Annotated in this window: 1 protein-coding gene and 1 pseudogene; both read left to right on the plus strand. The window is 77.9% G+C overall.

The annotated features are described in order from the left end of the window. Nucleotides 1–934: pseudogene (locus tag ABD207_RS27145) on the plus strand (SWIM zinc finger family protein); the annotation flags it as partial. Between the two features lie 121 nt (nt 935–1,055). Continuing rightward, nucleotides 1,056–1,248, plus strand: a 193-nt coding sequence (locus tag ABD207_RS27150; protein ID WP_486388838.1) for a DUF5691 domain-containing protein, incomplete at its 3' end; no start/stop codon positions are given.

Consider the following 1,248-nt stretch of genomic DNA (forward strand, 5'->3'; position numbering starts at 1 on the left):
CCGGCGCAGGGCGGAGCGGCGGGCCGAGCGCATCACCGCGGGCGCCACGGAGCTGGAGCAGCGGCTGGCGGATCTGCTGCGGGGCGGTCTGGCCTCGGCCGAGCAGGCCGGTTACGGGCTGTGGGAGGAGACGGCGGCCCGCATGGTCGACGCCCAGGCGCCGGGTCTCGCGGCGCGGGTGCGTGAGCTGGGGGCGCTCCCGGGGACGGGTCCGGGCTGGCCGGTTCGGCTGCTGGAGGAGTGCGCGCTGCTGCATCTGCTGGACCAGGGCTGGCTGCACCGCGAGCGGCTGCCGGAGGGCCTGGCGGCGACGGTCCGCGCCCGCGTGGGTCTGCCCGCGCCCGCGGAGGGCCCGCCGGTGCGCGACAGCTGGCTGGTCCTCGCCCAGTACGACACGGCGGACAGCCGTCTGACGACCCGCCGCATCTGGCTGTACGGCACCGAGTCGCGGCGCACCGCGCTGCTCCTGTCCTACGGCGCCGCGGGCCGCGCGCCGGAGCTGGCGCTGCCGGTGGGACTGGCCCTGGACGCGGAGCTCTCCGCGTACCCGGGCGCGGGGCAGCGGCGGGCGGCGCTGGGCGAGCGGTTCTCGGCGCCCGCACCCAGCGCGGCCCGTCCCGCCGGGACGACGACGAGCGGGGCCCTCGCCCGGTACGGCGAGGCGCTGCGGGACGACCCGTGGCTGGACGCGGTCCCGGTGACCCTGGACCGGGTGATACCGGCCCCGGACGGCGACTCCTGGCAGCTCGCCGACGCCGATGAGGACGCGGCCCTGCCCCTGACCCCGGCAGCCCGCTCCCGTCCAGGGCTCTGGCGTCTGGTGGCCCTGTCGGGCGGCGCCCCGGTCACGGTGTTCGGCGAGTGCGGCCACCAGGGATTCACTCCATTGGCCGCATGGCCGGAGGGGCCGGGTGAGGTGGTGCCGCTGTGCTGAGCACCCCGCCTCACCGCACGCTCGGAGCCACCACAGGACCCGCGCATCTTTCGGACATCAAGGGACACTCGGTGCATCCGGGTCCTCGGCCGCTCCGGGACGCCCGACGGAAAGGACGCTCATGAGCAGGACGACAGCTGCCGCCCCGCCGGCACCGGACGCGGCCGCGACGACGGCGGACTCCTGGGAGGAGCTCGTCACGACGGCGCTGCTGGGCACGGACCGGCGCACGCCGCCCGGCTCCGCGCCCGGCGCCGACGCCCCGGTGGCGCTGCTGGACGCGGCGGCTGCGGCCACCGTGCGGCGCCGTGCGG

Source organism: Streptomyces thermospinosisporus, from assembly GCF_039526425.1.
Lineage (GTDB): Bacteria > Actinomycetota > Actinomycetes > Streptomycetales > Streptomycetaceae > Streptomyces > Streptomyces thermocarboxydovorans.